This window comes from Hydrogenophaga taeniospiralis CCUG 15921, assembly GCF_001592305.1.
Taxonomy (GTDB): domain Bacteria; phylum Pseudomonadota; class Gammaproteobacteria; order Burkholderiales; family Burkholderiaceae_C; genus Hydrogenophaga; species Hydrogenophaga taeniospiralis.
Genome location: NZ_BCWR01000005.1, coordinates 283,740 through 299,205 on the forward strand (window position 1 = coordinate 283,740; position 15,466 = coordinate 299,205).

15 protein-coding genes and 1 tRNA gene are annotated in these 15,466 nt (G+C 65.1%); 5 read left to right on the plus strand and 11 right to left on the minus strand.

Annotated features, from left to right (window positions below; translation table 11 throughout):
• Nucleotides 1-6 precede the first annotated feature (6 nt).
• The gene (locus HTA01S_RS07850) at nt 7-1,212 is read right to left on the minus strand and encodes an acetyl-CoA C-acetyltransferase (RefSeq protein WP_068168888.1); all 1,206 of its coding nucleotides are present in this window, start codon (nt 1,210-1,212) and stop codon (nt 7-9) included.
• A gap of 199 nt (nt 1,213-1,411) precedes the next feature.
• Between HTA01S_RS07850 and HTA01S_RS07855 the strand changes: the two genes are divergently transcribed.
• Nucleotides 1,412-2,575 carry an acyl-CoA dehydrogenase family protein gene (locus tag HTA01S_RS07855; protein WP_068169623.1) on the plus strand — a complete coding sequence of 388 codons (1,164 nt, stop codon included), beginning with the start codon at nt 1,412-1,414 and terminating at the stop codon, nt 2,573-2,575.
• A gap of 61 nt (nt 2,576-2,636) precedes the next feature.
• The gene (locus tag HTA01S_RS07860; protein ID WP_068168893.1) at nt 2,637-3,284 is read left to right on the plus strand and encodes a LysE family translocator; all 648 of its coding nucleotides are present in this window, start codon (nt 2,637-2,639) and stop codon (nt 3,282-3,284) included.
• Between the two features lie 34 nt (nt 3,285-3,318).
• Here HTA01S_RS07860 and HTA01S_RS07865 read toward each other — a convergent pair whose 3' ends face one another.
• The 7 genes from HTA01S_RS07865 to HTA01S_RS07895 all read right to left on the minus strand — a co-directional run bounded on the left by HTA01S_RS07865 (nt 3,319) and on the right by HTA01S_RS07895 (nt 10,004).
• On the minus strand, nt 3,319-3,915 hold the full coding sequence (locus HTA01S_RS07865; protein WP_068168896.1) for a hypothetical protein: 597 nt from the start codon (nt 3,913-3,915) through the stop codon (nt 3,319-3,321).
• Complete coding sequence (locus tag HTA01S_RS07870; protein ID WP_068168901.1) at nt 3,912-4,313, minus strand: GtrA family protein; 402 nt, start codon at nt 4,311-4,313, stop codon at nt 3,912-3,914. The genes HTA01S_RS07865 and HTA01S_RS07870 overlap by 4 nt, the downstream gene beginning before the upstream one ends.
• The gene (locus HTA01S_RS07875) at nt 4,313-5,260 is read right to left on the minus strand and encodes a glycosyltransferase (protein WP_068168903.1); all 948 of its coding nucleotides are present in this window, start codon (nt 5,258-5,260) and stop codon (nt 4,313-4,315) included. Before HTA01S_RS07875 ends, HTA01S_RS07870 begins: the two co-directional genes overlap by 1 nt.
• 61 nt (nt 5,261-5,321) lie before the next feature.
• A complete protein-coding gene (locus tag HTA01S_RS07880) occupies nt 5,322-6,275 on the minus strand; it encodes a UDP-glucuronic acid decarboxylase family protein (protein WP_068168906.1) in 954 nt (317 codons plus the stop codon).
• Between the two features lie 99 nt (nt 6,276-6,374).
• Nucleotides 6,375-8,012, minus strand: a complete 1,638-nt coding sequence (locus HTA01S_RS07885; RefSeq protein WP_068168909.1) for a glycosyltransferase family protein — start codon at nt 8,010-8,012, stop codon at nt 6,375-6,377.
• A gap of 111 nt (nt 8,013-8,123) precedes the next feature.
• Nucleotides 8,124-9,131 carry a Bug family tripartite tricarboxylate transporter substrate binding protein gene (locus HTA01S_RS07890; RefSeq protein WP_068168912.1) on the minus strand — a complete coding sequence of 336 codons (1,008 nt, stop codon included), beginning with the start codon at nt 9,129-9,131 and terminating at the stop codon, nt 8,124-8,126.
• A 21-nt stretch (nt 9,132-9,152) separates the two neighbouring features.
• Nucleotides 9,153-10,004 (minus strand): N-formylglutamate amidohydrolase, encoded by an 852-nt coding sequence (locus HTA01S_RS07895; RefSeq protein WP_068168915.1) that lies wholly within the window; start codon nt 10,002-10,004, stop codon nt 9,153-9,155.
• A 130-nt stretch (nt 10,005-10,134) separates the two neighbouring features.
• Here HTA01S_RS07895 and HTA01S_RS07900 point away from each other — a divergent pair, with 130 nt between their 5' ends.
• Entirely contained in the window at nt 10,135-11,058 is a 924-nt protein-coding gene (locus tag HTA01S_RS07900) for a LysR substrate-binding domain-containing protein (RefSeq protein ID WP_068168918.1), read from the plus strand.
• 100 nt (nt 11,059-11,158) lie between these two features.
• Here HTA01S_RS07900 and HTA01S_RS07905 read toward each other — a convergent pair.
• From HTA01S_RS07905 to HTA01S_RS07915, 3 genes are all read right to left on the minus strand, one after another.
• Nucleotides 11,159-11,248: transfer RNA gene (locus tag HTA01S_RS07905), tRNA-Ser, on the minus strand.
• 44 nt (nt 11,249-11,292) lie between these two features.
• Nucleotides 11,293-12,207, minus strand: coding sequence for an SPFH domain-containing protein (locus HTA01S_RS07910; RefSeq protein ID WP_068168922.1), 915 nt, complete (start codon nt 12,205-12,207; stop codon nt 11,293-11,295).
• 98 nt (nt 12,208-12,305) lie between these two features.
• Nucleotides 12,306-12,731 (minus strand): NfeD family protein, encoded by a 426-nt coding sequence (locus tag HTA01S_RS07915; protein ID WP_068168925.1) that lies wholly within the window; start codon nt 12,729-12,731, stop codon nt 12,306-12,308.
• A 191-nt stretch (nt 12,732-12,922) separates the two neighbouring features.
• On the opposite strand from HTA01S_RS07915, the gene HTA01S_RS07920 reads away from it, so the two are divergent.
• Both HTA01S_RS07920 and HTA01S_RS07925 read left to right on the plus strand, forming a co-directional pair.
• Complete coding sequence (locus HTA01S_RS07920; protein WP_068168928.1) at nt 12,923-15,208, plus strand: arginine/lysine/ornithine decarboxylase; 2,286 nt, start codon at nt 12,923-12,925, stop codon at nt 15,206-15,208.
• Nucleotides 15,209-15,245: 37 nt separating this feature from the next.
• Complete coding sequence (locus tag HTA01S_RS07925) at nt 15,246-15,461, plus strand: YdcH family protein (protein ID WP_068168930.1); 216 nt, start codon at nt 15,246-15,248, stop codon at nt 15,459-15,461.
• Nucleotides 15,462-15,466 lie beyond the last annotated feature (5 nt).

The following is a 15,466-nucleotide window of genomic DNA, read 5'->3' on the forward strand; positions in this document are numbered from 1 at the left end:
CTCGGTTCAGATGCGCTCTACGATCGTGGCGATACCCATGCCGCCGCCGACACACAGCGTGGCGAGGCCGTAGCGCTTTTTCGTCCGGTGCAGCTCATCGATCAACGTGTTCAGGATCATCGCGCCCGTGGCGCCCAGCGGATGGCCCAGCGCAATCGCACCCCCGTTCACGTTCACCTTCTCGTGCGGTACGCCCATCTCGCGCATGAAGCGCATGGGCACGGCCGCAAAGGCTTCGTTCACCTCGAACAGGTCGATCTGGTCGATGGTGAGGCCGGCCTTGGCCAGCGCCTTGCGCGCGGCCGGCATCGGGCCGGTGAGCATGATGGTCGGGTCCGCGCCCGAGAGCGCAACCGACACGATGCGCGCGCGCGGCGTGAAGCCGTGGGTCCTGCCCGCGGCCTCGCTGCCGATCAGCATGGCGGCCGCGCCGTCCACGATGCCCGACGAATTGCCCGCGTGGTGCACATGGTGGATGCGCTCCACCTGCGGGTAGCGCTGCAGCGCCACCGCGTCGAAGCCCATGGCGCCGAGCTGCTCGAAAGCGGGCTTCAAACCGGCCAGGCCCTCCATCGTGGTGTGCGGCTTGATGAACTCGTCCACGGCCAGGATGGTCTGGCCCAGCGGATCTTTCACCGGCACCACCGAGTGCTGGAAATGCCCGGCGGTGCGGGCGGCCGCGGCGCGCTTCTGCGATTCGAGCGCGAAGGCGTCCACGTCTTCGCGCGTGAAGCCGTCGAGCGTGGCGATCAAATCAGCGCCGATGCCCTGCGGCACGAACAGCGTGGCGCTGTTGGTCTCCGGGTCCTGCGCCCAGGCGCCGCCGTCGGAGCCGATCGGCACGCGGCTCATGCTCTCCACGCCGCCGGCCACCACCAGGTCCTCCCAGCCGCTCTTGACCTTCATGGCGGCCATGTTCACCGCCTCCAGGCCCGAGGCGCAGAAGCGGTTGAGCTGCACGCCTGAGCAGCGCCAGTCCCAGCCGGCCTTGAGCGCGGCCACCTTGGGCAGCACCGAGCCCTGCTCGCCGATGGGCGAGACCACACCCATCACCACGTCGTCCACCGCCGACGTGTCCAGGTGGTTGCGGTGCTGCAGTTCGCGCAGCAGGCCGGCCAGCAGGTTGACCGGCTTGACCTCGTGCAGGCTGCCGTCCTTCTTTCCCTTGCCGCGTGGGGTGCGGATGGCGTCGAATACGAATGCTTCGCTCATGGGCTTGTCTCCAGGTTGACGGGCCGTGCCGCGCACCCGCCGAAAGATGGTTGCGGTTCTGTCGGATCAGTATAGACTTTTGCCAAGCAAATGCTTTGTGAAAATGGTGGCGCTGCCGTCAAACCCGCGACACCGCTCCATCATGCACATTGCGGCGTTTTCCGATACCCACGGCAACCCCAGCACCCGAGAACACCCCATGATTGACCGCAGCCTGTTCAACACCGACCACGAAGCCTTCCGCGACAGCTTCCGCCGCTTCGTCGAAAAGGAAATCACGCCCTTTCACGAAGGCTGGGAGGAGCAAGGCTATGTTGACCGCGCAGTCTGGCGCGCCGCCGGCGAAAACGGTTTTCTCTGCATGACCATGCCCGAGGCATACGGCGGCGCCGGGGCCGACAAGCTGTACTCGGTGGCGCAGATGGAGGAGATCGCGCGTGCCGGGGTGAGCGGCATCGGCTTTGGCCTGCACAGCGAGATCGTGGCGCCGTACATCCTGCACTACGGCACCGAAGAACAGAAGCGCAAGTACCTGCCCCTGCTGGCCACCGGCGAGATGGTGGGTGCCATCGCCATGAGCGAGCCCGCCGCCGGCAGCGATCTGCAAGGCGTGAAGACCACGGCGATCAAACAGCCCGACGGCAGCTACCTGCTCAACGGCAGCAAGACCTTCATCACCAACGGCTGGCATGCCGACCTGGTGATCGTGGTCGCCAAGACCGACCCGGCCGCCGGCGCCAAGGGCACCAGCCTGCTGCTGGTCGAGCAGGGCATGCCGGGTTTCAGCAAGGGCAAGCGCTTGAAGAAGCTGGGCATGAAGGCGCAAGACACGTCGGAGCTGTTTTTTGACAACGTGAAGCTGCCGGCCGAACAGCTGCTGGGCGGCCCGGCCATGGAGGGGCGCGGCTTCATCTGCCTCATGGAGCAGTTGCCCTGGGAGCGGCTGCAGATCGCCATCGGCGCCGTGGCCGCGGCGCAGGCGGCCATCGATTGGACCGTTCAGTACGTGAAGGACCGCAAGGTGTTTGGCCAGCCGGTCGCGGCGTACCAGAACACCCGCTACACCCTGGCCGAGCTGCAGACCGAGGTGCAGGTGGCGCGCGTGTTCGTGGACAAGTGCTGCGAGCTGATCGTGCAGGAGAAGCTCGACACCGCGACCGCCAGCATGGCCAAGTACTGGTGCTCCGACCTGCAGTGCAAGGTGATGGACGAGTGCGTGCAACTGCACGGCGGCTATGGTTACATGTGGGAATACCCGATCACCCGCGCCTACGCCGATGCGCGCGTGCAGCGCATCTACGGCGGCACCAACGAGATCATGAAAGAACTGATCTCGCGCAGCATGGGCCTGGGCGCGCGTTGAGTGCGCGGGCACGATCCACGTTCCGGTCGAATCCATCGGTCCACCCCACACCCGCTGCGCCATGAACGCCATCCTTCACCCCGGGCCCCTGTTGCTGGCCTTTTTGCTCGCCAGCCTGGTGCTCGCGGCCACGCCCGGCCCGGGCGTGCTCTACATCGTCACGCGCACGCTGGCGCAAGGGCGGCGCGCGGGACTCACGTCGGTGGCTGGGGTGGCGCTGGGCAACCTGGGCAACGCGCTCGGCGCCTCGCTGGGGCTGGCCGCGTTGTTCGCGATGTCCTCCTGGGCCTTCACCGTGGTGAAGCTGGCGGGGGCTGCCTACCTGCTGTACCTGGGCTTCAAGGCGCTCCAGCCCAGCAGCGCCGGGCCCAATGGGGAACCCCTGCCGGCACCGGCCCTCGGTCGCATGTTTCGCGACGGCTTTTTCGTGGCCTTGCTCAACCCCAAGACCGCGCTCTTTTTCGCGGCCTTCCTGCCGCAGTTCACGGACCCGGCCGCGCCAGTCCTGGCGCAGAGCGTGGCCCTGGGCGCCGTCTTCGTGCTCATCGCGGCCTGCACCGATTCGGCCTACGTGCTGGTCGCCGCCTGGGCGGCACCCCGGCTGGGAGGCTTCCAGCGGGGCGCCCTGGTCGGCCGCTACGCGAGTGCCGCCGTCTATACCGGCCTGGGCCTGTTCACGGCATTTTCCGGCGGCCGGGCCGCGAAGTAGGCGCGGCGGTCGACCTACCCCAGGCCCGTACAGGCTACTGGCACTGGTAGTCGACGGTGGTCGCGCTGTTGCGGAAAGGGTCGGTCAGGTCCGACGAGTACTCGCCCATGAGCAAGCGTTTCTTGGGCAGGAAATGCTGCCGGAAATAGCGCCCCGCGCGGGCGATCCGCTGGCCTTTTTCGGTGAGCTTGACGCAGCCGTTCTGGATCACGATGGTTCCGGACGCCAGTTGTTCGGTCAGCCGCACGTCGACCAGGCGGTGTTCGTTCATGTACTCCTGGGTGAACACCTCGGCGAAGCGCTGGTGCTGGATACCGCCGCCGCGCTGCTGGATCTTCTCCAGGATGTAGAACGACAGGGAACGGTCGATCACGGTCGGTACGGAGATGGCGAGGCAGTAGCCCGTCAGCAGCCAGATCACCACCAGCTGCAGCTTCTCGAAACCGCCCAGCGGCCGGAAGTAGCCCAGGGCGAACACCAGCGCGCCGGTGACCAGTGCGGCGATGATGCCGTCGGCAATGGCCGCGTAAAACACCACGTCGATGGCGAAGAAGCGGATGTGCAGCAGATAGACCACGACCAGCAGCGCCAGAAACAGCACCGTGGCGACGAGTGCGCGCAGGAATTTCATTTTTTGAACACCAGAAGTTTGTTGCCGAGATAGCTCAGCGAGATTTGCAGGGCGGTGGCCAGCACAAAGCCCTGGCGGTAGTCGAGCCCGAGCCAGTCCGTCCACACCATCAGCACGCCGCCGTGAACCAGGGCGATCAGCCCGTACAGGCCACTGAACTTCAGTGCCTGCCCGAGCAGCGGTTCGGCACGGTGCCCGAAGACGACATAACGGTTGCCGAGAAATGACACCGTGATGCCTGCGAGTGCCGCGCAGAGGTTGGCCAGACCGGCGGATGGAAAGTGCAGCACTTCGAGATTGACCGTGAGCACGGCGAAGTGCACCGCCGTGGCCAGCAGCCCGTTGATGGCGTAACGCAGCATCTCGCAGCCGTGCCGCCGTGCCAGTTGCTGCACCATCAGTCGGTTTCCAGAACCTGTTCCACGAAGTCGCGGTAGGCGATGGCCGTGGTCACCGTGCCGCCGCGCACCACGCCAGTCAACATCAGCGTCATGAGCGCCAGTGCACCGGTCTGCAGGAACATGAGCACCAGAATGCCCAGCACCAGCGAGAACCAGCCGGGCGTGGAGAACCCGAACAGTTTGAGGGCGACCGCGGTGAAGGTGCTGATCACCGACAAGGCCGCAATCACGGCGCAGGCGATGCCCACCCGTACCAGCACATCCTCGGCGAACACCATCAGGGCTTTGAAGCCGTGCAGCGTCAGGCCCACGAAGTTCATCTTGGAATGGCCGGCATAACGGGGGCCGCGATCCAGCGCGCAGACCTGGGTGCGCAGCTTGGACGCCAGCACCGCGCCGGCCACGTGGATGTTCAGCTCCTGCATGGCGACCAGGCGCTTGAGCGCGTGGGCCTTGATCGCCATGAAGTTGCCGAAGCTGATGGCCCGGCCCGTCATCAGGCGGAAGAAGCGTTTGTAGATGGCGTAAAAGGCCTTGAAGCGCAGGGTTTCCACGCGGCTCTTGCGCCGGGCGACCACCACGTCCACGTCGTCGCGCCGCAGCGCCGCAAGCAAGGGTGGGATGGTCGAGGGCAGGTCTTCGCCATCGGAATCCATGACCACCACATGCTGGTGGGGCTGGACGAACTCGGACGCATAGCCCAGGCCAATGGCGATGGCGCGCTGGTGGCCCACGTTGCGGCGCAGTTTGAGGATCACGCCGTCGATGCCGGCACTGCGCAGACTGTCGATGGACAGGGGCTGTTTCACCGAGCCGTCGTCCACCGCGATCACGAAGACCTCGCGGTCGAACTGGCTGGCCAGTTCCTGAAACAGGCGGCTGCTGGCTTCCTGGTCTTCATAGACCGGGGTCACGACGATGATGGGGTGCTTCGGTGTGCTCATGGGAATACCTTCGCCCCGCGGGCTGCGGTGCGAGCTGGCTTGGGGCGGCCCGGCGCTACGCTCATTCGGCGAGGCGACGGCGGAAGTAATGGATGGTCTTGTCCAGACCCGCGTCCAGCTGGACCTGCGGTTCCCAGCCCAGTGTGGCTCGGGCCAGGCCGATGTCGGGTTGGCGCTGTCTGGGGTCGTCCTGTGGCAGCGGCTTGAACACCAGCCGGGAGCTGCCTCCGACCTTCTTCAACACCGCTTCGGCCAGCTCGCGGATGGTGAATTCGTGGGGGTTGCCCATGTTGATGGGCCCGGTCACCCCGGCGCCACTGGCCATCAGGCGGGTGAAGCCCTCGATCAGGTCGTCGACATAACAGAAGCTGCGCGTCTGCGAACCATCGCCGTAGATGGTGATGTCTTCGCCCCGCAGCGCCTGCACGATGAAGTTGCTGACCACGCGCCCGTCGTTGGGGTGCATGCGCGGGCCGTAGGTGTTGAAGATGCGCGCGACCTTGATGTCCACCTGGTGCTGCCGGTGGTAGTCAAAAAACAAGGTTTCGGCGCAGCGCTTGCCTTCGTCGTAGCAGGAGCGGATGCCGATCGGGTTGACCCGGCCCCAATAGTTTTCCTGCTGCGGGTGGATTTCCGGGTCGCCATACACCTCGCTGGTGGAGGCCTGGAAGATCCGGGCCTTGGTGCGCTTGGCCAGTCCCAGCATGTTGATGGCGCCGTGCACGCTCGTCTTGGTGGTCTGCACCGGGTCCCACTGGTAGTGCACCGGCGAGGCGGGGCAGGCCAGGTTGTAGATCTCATCGACCTCCACATAGAGCGGAAAGGTCACGTCGTGGCGCATCAGCTCGAAGTGGGGGTTGCCCATCAGGTGCGCCACGTTGTCCTTGGCGCCGCTGTAGAAGTTGTCCACGCACAGAACGTCGTTGCCCTCGGCCAGCAGGCGATCGCACAGATGGGAGCCCAGGAATCCGGCTCCTCCCGTCACCAGGATTCTTTTGCGGTTGGATATACGCATGCTGGGCCTCGGTCTTTGCGAAGGAAATGGTTGAATGCCGCCATCAGGCGGGGATACAGGACTGGATTCTGAGGGCTGCAGTGTGCCGCACTGTGGGACTCATGGGCCAACGGGCGCCGATGCGGTGTACCTCTTGCAGTACGCAGAACCCGAGAAGTCGAACAGATAGGCCCCTGCGCCGGCATCCTCCCAGGCGGGTAGCGCAGGTGAGAGCGAGCTCAGAAGGGCCAGGAAATCCTGTTTTTGCCCGAACCGGTGGCTGATGATGATCCAGGTGCGCCCCGGGACACGGCCGCTGCAGATGCGCCGCACGAGTGCGTACGCGTTGTGCTGGACATTGGGGGTGTCCAGGTACAGCCTCAGCACAACACCGTCCAGCCCGTACGCTGGCGCGTAGACGCTGAAGGCCTTGCCCGTCCAGGTACTGACGGCGATCTGGTCACTGGCCTGGAGGTGACCTTGAACGTAGGCCATGGCCCCTTTGATGTTGGAGTGGTTGTAAGGCTGCCAGACTTTCGGGAGACTGTGTGAACCGGTCACCGCCATCAGACCGACCGCGACGCCGATGGCACCCCAGGTCCAGCTGCGGTGCCCGCGTTGCAGGGCCTGGTCGACCAGGACCGAGAGGGTGAGCAGTACCACGGGCACCAGAAACAGGATCAGGCGGGAGCGAAACGGGTACAGATGCAACAACGAAGCCAACAACACCGACAGGACCGACAGCACGAGGAAACCGGCCAGACGCGGGGGCGAGCGCAGCAGCGCCACCACGCCGGCCAGGGTCAGACACAGCAAGGCCACGTTCACCGGCTCGAACCAGTCGGGCAGGCCGAGGTGCCCCGCCACGCCCACATGGCGCAGCGCCAGATGCACCAGGGCCAGGGCGTTTTCCCAGTACCAGACGAGGTCTTCAAGGCCACGCGGCACGGGGGCGTAGGCGTAGCTCCAGAAGTCCTGCAGGCTGCTCTTGCTCGACAGCGCTCGCAGCGACACGCCGTAGTTGAGTGCGAAACTCGCCAGCCAGATCAAGCCGACGACCGAGATGGCGGCCCAGGCACGGTGCTGTTTGCTCGCTGCCATGTCCAGCCAGAGCGTGACACCCACCGCCGCCAGGACGAACACGGCGGGGTGCGAAAGCCAGACCCCCAGCGCTCCCGTGAGCGCCAGCACGGCGGTGCCCGAGCGCCAGCGCTCAGCCCGGAACGCGGCACCCGCCCAGAGGATGAGCATCGCCACCAGCACATCGCCCGAATACTGCTTGAGCTCCGAGCTGTAGTACACGAGCACCGGGGAAGACGAGACCAGGCCGACAAACAGCAGACGGGCGACAGAGTGGTTGAGCGTCAGCAGGGCGATGCGCCAGGCCACCAGCACGCTCAGGCACCCGGACAACAGGGGCACCAGGCGCAGAGCCAGGTCGCTGTCGTCCCAGAGCAGGACGCTGATCTTGACGAGCCACAGGAAGCCCAGCGGCGCGACCTGGTCATTGGCCAATGGGTGGGTCAGCAGATCCCCCATCGTGCGGCTGACGATGCTCGTGGCCAGGTAGGCCTCGTCCAGCCAGAGCGAGCGGTTGAACGCGTATTGCCAGATGCGCAGAAACAGTCCCAGCCCGATCAGCAGTGCGAACGCCAGCCCGAGCCGGGTCTGGGGCGTTGCCTGTGCCCACAGGGGGGCGCGGGTCGGTTTCGGGATGTCGCCGGGCGGTGGGTGTCCCGTGGCGGCGGGTGGGTTCATCGAGCGTTCTCCAGCACTGATCGAACGGATATCGGAGCCACAAAAAAAGCGCCCCGAGAGGCGCCTGTCTGCGATCAAGGGCGTCGTTCAGATCATATTCTGGACAGCGGCTCACTCCAGGACGATCTTGTTGGCCTTCGCAATGCTCCGGTAGAACTGGATGCGTTGCTGGATTTCCCGACGGTACTCCGCGGGTTTCACGTCTTCGGGAACCATCGCGCCGCGTGCGCGCCAGGCATCATGCGTCTGGGGCGCGCGCAAAACCGTGCGCATCGCGTCGTATAGCTGGGCGATGATGGGCTCGGGCGTTTTTGCGGGTGCGGCAATGCCAGTCCATGAGGTGAGGTTCAGATCGGGCAATTTGAGCTCGTCGAAGGTCGGCACGCCGGGCAATTGCGGCGCCCGCCCCGGAGACGCCACTGCCAGGGCTCGCAGACGTCCGTTCTGGATCATGGTGAGGTTAGAGCTCAGGTTGTTCCAGGTCATGTGAACCTGCCCCGACAGCAGGTCATTGAGCGCCGGCCCTGCGCCGCGGTACGGGATGTGGGTGATGAACAGCCCCAGCTTCGCTTTGAGCAGTTCCATGCTCAGGTGAGCCACCGAGCCGTTACCCGAGGAGGCATAGTTCCACTGGCCGGGATTCGACTTCACGTATGTCACGAACTCCGCGAAGTTCTTCACCGGCAAGGCAGGGTTGACCAACAGCACATTGGCCAGCCGGTCAATCAGGGTGATGGGAGCGAAATCGTTCACCGCGTCATAGGGCAGGCTGGGTGATACCGCCGGGTTGACCACATGGGTGCTTTGCGAGGTGACGATCAGTGTGTAGCCATCAGGTGCAGCCCTGGCCACCCAGGTGGAGCCGATCGAGCCGCCTGCGCCCGCCTTGTTCTCCACGACCACGGTTTGTCTCAGCACTTTCCCCAGGCGGTCGGCCATGGCCCGACCCGCGCCGTCCACCGAGCCCCCAGGCGGGAACGGCACCACCAGGGTGATCGGGCGGTTGGGGTAGCGGGCGGGCGCCTGGGCCAGGGCGGGCAAGGCGATGGCGCTGGTCATGGCGCAGGCGGTGCCGACAAAGCGGCGGCGGTGCAGGGTGGGAAGGGTGTTGGTGGACATGTGGTGTTCTCGTTGGGTTGATCAGAAGGGGGTTGAGGTGGCATCGCGGATGTGTGTGGCCATGTCGTGCAGCAGGTCGGTGATGTCGTCGCGCACGGAACTGGCCCGAGGGAGCAGTTCGCGCGTCTGTTCGTCCAGGTAGATCGCGCGGTTCAGTTCGATCTGCAGGCTTTCATGTCCGCGGGAGGGGGCGCCGAATTCGCGCAGCAGGTCTTGGCCTGCATACGGATCGTTGATGGCGACGCTGTAGCCCCGGCGCCTGAACGCGTCGGCCACCAGACCGGTGAATGCGGCGCTGCAGCTCTGGCCGTTCAGGTTGCCCAGCACCACGTCGGCCAGCGGTCCGGGCGCCACCAGGCCCAGCCGCTCATAGGCGTTGCTTGGCATGGAATGCAGGTTCAGGTGCCAGCGTGGGCCGCTGGGGGCGGCGGTCTTGAGCGCTTGCGCCAAGGTGTGCCGGTAGGGGCGCCAGTAGCGTTCGATGCGGTTCTCCAGCTCGCACGCCGACAGGCGGCGCGCATAGATGGGGTGTCGCGTGGGTGTGTGGCTGGATACCAGCCCATTGCCCAGTGCCAGGCTTCGTGCGGCAGGTGCCACCACGCCGGGCCAGGTGTCGGCCAGCATGGTTACGTCGATGTCGTGCTCAGGCCGGTTCGCGTCGATGTAGCTGCGCGCAAAGGTGGCGTGCACCAGGGTTCCGCCCACGCGGGGCACCGCGCCCCACAGCCAGTGCACGTGCGTGTCCTCGCACTTGCGCAGCTCGGTGATGGCCACGGCATGACTGAAGTCTGCTGGGTAATCGGTACCGCTGTGCGGTGAGTCGCATACCAGGGCAATGGCGGGCACGGTCGGCGGTATGACCTGGACGGGCATGGTGGGATGGGCGGCTTGGGGTGGCAACACGGTTCCTTGGTTTGTGGAAGGTGGGTGAAGCGTAGACAGGCCGGGCATCGCGGGCAAACGACAATTTGATCCAGGCTGATAACCTGATGTAATCAGGATCATGCGTTTCAAGTCGCCTTCATTGCCGGAATTGCATGCGTTCCTGGCGGTTTGCCAGTTGGGTAGCTTCCGGCAGGCGGCCGTTGCGCTGTGCGTGACGCAGGCGGCCGTGAGCCGCGCCGTGCAGCGGCTGGAGCAGCGACTGGAATGCACGCTGTTGGATCGCTCGGGTGCCAGGGTGCTGCCCACGACACGAGGCCGTGAATTCCAGGCGCTGGTGGAGGCGCATGTGGCGGGACTGGAGAACGCCGTCGGCCAGTTCGGCGTGCGCGCTGCGGCACGCAAGCTGCGCGTGAGCGTGATCCCCACGCTGGGCACGCGCTGGTTGGTGCCACGGCTCCCCAGGTTCCGTACGCTGCACCCCGACATCGAGATCGAACTGCGGCCCTACCACCACGACGAGAATTTCGCGCGCGACGATGTGGATCTGTGGATCGAGGTAAAGCGCCCTGCGCGGGCCTGGCCGCGCGGCATCCGTGCGTGTTACTTGTTGGGGCGCGAGATCCAGCCGGCCTGCACACCGGCGCTGGCCGCCGGCTTGCGCCAGCCGCACGATCTACTCAAGGTGCCGCTGCTGCAGCACATCAACTTCCCCGACAACTGGGCGCTGTGGCTGCGCAAGGCTGGCGGCGTGGACACACCGCCCACGCTAGGCCCGGGGTTCGATCTGGGCAACAACCTGATCGTCGCTGCCTGCGCCGGCATGGGGGCAACCGTGATCCAGCCGTGGCTGATCGAAGCCGAGCTGACATCCGGCCAACTCGTGCTGCCGTTCGCTGCGGCTGTGGCCACTGACCGAGGCTACCACCTTTGCAGCCGCGCAGCCTTGGCCGAGAACGAGGCCGTGGAGCGGTTCACGCGCTGGTTGCTTGACGAGTCGAAAGCCAGCACGGAGCGTTTCGGGCTGACATCGCGCCCACGTTGATCCTCGGATGCCCAGAAACAAAAAAGCCCCGCTTCGCTGGGGAAGACGGGGCTTTCAGGTGCCGTTTTGAGACGTTCCGGAACGCTCTGGGACTCATTTTTGGCGGAGAGGGCGGGATTCGAACCCGCGGTGGGGATTAGCCCACACACGCTTTCCAGGCGTGCGACTTAAACCGCTCATCCACCTCTCCGCGAAGCCTCGCATTGTAGCAGGCGGCGGGGCCTGTTTTCGACATCAGGCCGCTTTGCCTGTGCCGATCATCTTCATCGCCGAGCCGATCAGGCCCGCGACCTCGGTCATGTTGCCGGGAATGATCAGGGTGGTGGTGGCGTCCGCCGCAACCTTGCCGTAGGCATCGACGGCGCGTTCGGCCACTTTGAGCTGCACCGCCTGTTCGCCGCCGGGCTGGCGGATGGCGGTGGCGATGCGTTCGATGGCTTGCGCGGTGGCGTCGGCCACCGCGGTGATGGCTGCGGCCTCGCCCTGGGCGTTGTTGATGGCGGCCTGCTTTTCGCCCTCGGAGCGGGCGATGAAAGCCTCACGCTCGCCGGTTGCGATGTTGATCTGCTCCTGGCGGCGGCCTTCGGAGGCGGCGATCAGGGCCCGCTTTTCACGCTCGGCGGTGATCTGTGCCTGCATGGCCAGCAGGATTTCCTTGGGCGGCGTGAGGTCCTTGATTTCATAGCGCAGCACCTTCACGCCCCAGTTGAGCGCGGCTTCGTCGATGGCGTGCACCACCTGGGCGTTGATGATGTCGCGCTCTTCGAAGGTCTTGTCGAGTTCGAGCTTGCCGATGACCGAGCGCAGCGAGGTCTGCGCGAGCTGGGTGACGGCGATGATGTAGTTGGACGAGCCGTAGCTGGCGCGCATCGGGTCGGTGACCTGAAAGTACAGGATGCCGTCCACCTGCAACTGGGTGTTGTCGCGCGTGATGCAGACCTGGCTGGGCACGTCCAGCGGGATTTCCTTCAGACTGTGCTTGTAGGCCACTTTGTCGACGAAGGGCACGAGGAAGTTCAGGCCCGGCGCCAGGGAAGAGTGGTATTTGCCCAGGCGTTCCACCACCCAGGCGTTCTGCTGGGGCACGACCTTGATCGAGCGGGTGATGAAGATCGCGGCGATGACGAACAGGATGACAGCAATTTCCATGACTTGTCGCTTTGTGAAAGGTTGAGGAGGGGGGAGGGTAGCTCAGTTGGGCGCGGGTTCGAAAAACGGGCCGCGACAACAGCGGCCGGCTCGGTCTTTCAGGCCTTTTCGACCAGCAGGCGGTTGCCCACCAGCTCGGCAACCCGGTAGGTGCCCGGCACGGCCGCATTGCCCGGGCGCTGGATCACGGTCCATTGCGCGCCGCGGTACTTCACCTGCGCGGTGCCGTCGGCCTGCCATTCCTCGATCTGCAGCACCTCGCCCACATCCAGGTTCACGCTGCGCATGGCGCGCACCGAGGGGTCGGCCGGGCTGCGCCGCTTGATCAGGTACCAGCCCACCACGGCGGCCGAACCGACCACCGCGGCGGTGATCAGCTGGGTCGCGGTTCCGGCGCCGGTGTGGGCTACCAGGGCGGCGGCGACCATGCCCACGGCCAGCATCAGCAGGTAGAAAGTGCCGGTGAACAGCTCCAGCGCCACCGTGGAGCCTGCCAGTAGCCACCAAAGGGTTGAGTCCGACATGAATACCACCGTCCTATCAAAAAGCCATGACACCGCCGCGAGCCCGGCCCACGGCGAAACGTTTGTGTAACCAGCGCCACATTCTGCGCCAAAAGGCCGGGTGCCCCGGAGCGCCGCCCCTGTTTTCCGTACACTTCGCGCCTGCCTAGTTTCTTTTGAACCCGAGAGTCGTCCTGCGGCTGGAGATTGCCATGAAATTCCGTTTTCCCATCGTCATCATCGACGAGGACTTCCGCTCCGAGAACACCTCGGGTCTGGGCATTCGCGCGTTGGCACAGGCGATCGAAACCGAGGGCTTCGAGGTGGTGGGGGTCACCAGCTACGGCGACATGAGCCAGTTCGCCCAGCAGCAGAGCCGGGCCAGTGCGTTCATCCTCTCCATCGACGACGAGGAGTTCAGTCACGGGGATGACCTCGATCCGGTGGTGCTGAATCTGCGCAATTTCATCGAAGAGGTTCGCCGCAAGAACGCCGATGTGCCGATCTACATCTATGGCGAAACCAAGACCAGCCGCCACCTGCCCAACGACATCCTGCGCGAGCTGCACGGCTTCATCCACATGTTCGAGGACACGCCCGAGTTCGTGGCGCGCCACATCATCCGCGAGGCCAAGAGCTACCTCGAAGGCATCCAGCCGCCGTTCTTCAAGGCGCTGCTGGACTACGCCGAAGACGGCTCCTATTCGTGGCACTGCCCGGGGCATTCGGGTGGCGTGGCGTTCCTGAAGAGCCCGGTGGGCCAGATGTTCCACCAGTTCTTCGGCGAGAACATGCTGCGCGCCGACGTCTGCAACGCGGTGGAAGAGCTGGGCCAACTGCTGGACCACAACGGCGCGATCGGCGCGAGCGAGCGCAACGCGGCGCGCATCTTCAACGCCGACCACTGCTTCTTCGTGACCAACGGCACCAGCACCAGCAACAAGATGGTCTGGCACCACACGGTGGCGCCTGGCGACGTGGTGGTGGTCGACCGCAACTGCCACAAGTCCATCCTGCACAGCATCATCATGACGGGTGCGATTCCCGTCTTCCTCAAGCCCACGCGCAACCACTACGGCATCATCGGCCCGATCCCGCAGAGCGAGTTCGAGATCGACGCGATCAAGGCCAAGATCCGCGCCAACCCGCTGCTCGCCGGCGTCGATGCCGATGCCGTGAAGCCGCGTGTGCTCACGCTCACCCAGTCCACCTACGACGGCGTGCTCTACAACACCGAGGCCATCAAGCAGATGCTCGATGGCTACGTGGCCAACCTGCACTTCGACGAGGCCTGGCTGCCGCACGCGGCGTTCCACCCGTTCTATGGCAACTTCCACGCCATGGGCAAGAAGCGGGCGCGCCCGATGGAGTCGGTGGTGTACGCCACGCAGTCCATCCACAAGCTGCTGGCCGGCATCAGCCAGGCCAGTCACGTGCTGGTGCAGGATTCGCAGCACGTCAAGCTCGATCGCCACCTCTTCAACGAGGCCTACCTGATGCACACCAGCACCAGCCCGCAGTACGCGATCATCGCCAGCTGCGACGTGGCCGCGGCCATGATGGAGCCGCCCGGGGGCAAGGCGCTGGTGGAAGAAAGCATTTTTGAAGCGCTGGACTTCCGCCGCGCCATGCGCAAGATCGACGCCGAGTTTGGCCAGGACGACTGGTGGTTCCAGGTCTGGGGTCCGGACGACCTGGCCGAGGAGGGCATGGGCGAAGCAGCCGACTGGGTGCTCAACCCCGATCCCTCGGGTTCGCAGGCCACGGCCAAGGACTGGCACGGCTTTGGCGACATGGCGCCGGGCTTCAACATGCTCGACCCGATCAAGGCCACCATCGTCACGCCGGGCCTGAACCTGGACGGTCGCTTCGAAGCCACTGGCATCCCGGCGTCCATCGTCACCAAGTTCCTGGCCGAGCACGGCGTGGTGGTGGAGAAGACCGGGCTCTACAGCTTCTTCATCATGTTCACCATCGGCATCACCAAGGGCCGCTGGAACACGCTGCTGACCGCGCTGCAGCAGTTCAAGGACGACTACGCCAAGAACCAGCCGATGTGGCGCATCCTGCCCGAGTTCTGCCAGAAACACCCGCGCTACGAGCAGATGGGCCTGCGCGACCTGTGCCAGCATGTGCACGCGCTGTACGCGCGCTACGACATCGCGCGCCTGACCACCGAGATGTACCTGAGCGACCTCACGCCGGCCATGAAACCCAGCGACGCCTTCGCACACATCGCGCACCGCACCACCGAGCGGGTGCCGATCGACGAGCTCGAAGGCCGCATCACGACCAGTCTGGTCACGCCGTACCCGCCCGGCATCCCGCTGCTGATCCCGGGCGAGGTGTTCAACAAGAAGATCGTGGACTACCTCAAGTTCGCGCGGGAGTTCAACACCCAGTGCCCGGGCTTCGAGACCGACATCCACGGCCTGGTGGAGGTGGTGGGCGACGACGGGCGCAAGCGCTACTTTGCCGATTGTGTGAAGGCGGGGTAACCTGCACCTTTCCAACCCGGTTCAGCAAGGAGCGCCCATGTTTCCAGAATACCGCGAACTGATCTCACAGCTCAAAGGCCACGACGTTCACTTCACACGCTTGTTCGACAAACACAATGCCCTGGACCAGACCATCCGGAACATGGAGGCGCACATTGAGCCGGGTACCCAGATCCAGATCGAGGCGCTCAAAAAGGAAAAGCTGATGCTCAAGGACCAGATCTACGGTCTGCTGCGCCAGGCCGCTGCCTGAGCATT

Coding starts and splice junctions, on each gene's coding strand:
- HTA01S_RS07850 (WP_068168888.1), bottom strand. CDS start 1,212: ATGAGCGAAGCATTCGTATTCGACGCCATCCGCACCCCACGCGGCAAG.
- HTA01S_RS07855 (WP_068169623.1), top strand. CDS start 1,412: ATGATTGACCGCAGCCTGTTCAACACCGACCACGAAGCCTTCCGCGAC.
- HTA01S_RS07860 (WP_068168893.1), top strand. CDS start 2,637: ATGAACGCCATCCTTCACCCCGGGCCCCTGTTGCTGGCCTTTTTGCTC.
- HTA01S_RS07865 (WP_068168896.1), bottom strand. CDS start 3,915: ATGAAATTCCTGCGCGCACTCGTCGCCACGGTGCTGTTTCTGGCGCTG.
- HTA01S_RS07870 (WP_068168901.1), bottom strand. CDS start 4,313: ATGGTGCAGCAACTGGCACGGCGGCACGGCTGCGAGATGCTGCGTTAC.
- HTA01S_RS07875 (WP_068168903.1), bottom strand. CDS start 5,260: ATGAGCACACCGAAGCACCCCATCATCGTCGTGACCCCGGTCTATGAA.
- HTA01S_RS07880 (WP_068168906.1), bottom strand. CDS start 6,275: ATGCGTATATCCAACCGCAAAAGAATCCTGGTGACGGGAGGAGCCGGA.
- HTA01S_RS07885 (WP_068168909.1), bottom strand. CDS start 8,012: ATGAACCCACCCGCCGCCACGGGACACCCACCGCCCGGCGACATCCCG.
- HTA01S_RS07890 (WP_068168912.1), bottom strand. CDS start 9,131: ATGTCCACCAACACCCTTCCCACCCTGCACCGCCGCCGCTTTGTCGGC.
- HTA01S_RS07895 (WP_068168915.1), bottom strand. CDS start 10,004: ATGCCCGTCCAGGTCATACCGCCGACCGTGCCCGCCATTGCCCTGGTA.
- HTA01S_RS07900 (WP_068168918.1), top strand. CDS start 10,135: ATGCGTTTCAAGTCGCCTTCATTGCCGGAATTGCATGCGTTCCTGGCG.
- HTA01S_RS07910 (WP_068168922.1), bottom strand. CDS start 12,207: ATGGAAATTGCTGTCATCCTGTTCGTCATCGCCGCGATCTTCATCACC.
- HTA01S_RS07915 (WP_068168925.1), bottom strand. CDS start 12,731: ATGTCGGACTCAACCCTTTGGTGGCTACTGGCAGGCTCCACGGTGGCG.
- HTA01S_RS07920 (WP_068168928.1), top strand. CDS start 12,923: ATGAAATTCCGTTTTCCCATCGTCATCATCGACGAGGACTTCCGCTCC.
- HTA01S_RS07925 (WP_068168930.1), top strand. CDS start 15,246: ATGTTTCCAGAATACCGCGAACTGATCTCACAGCTCAAAGGCCACGAC.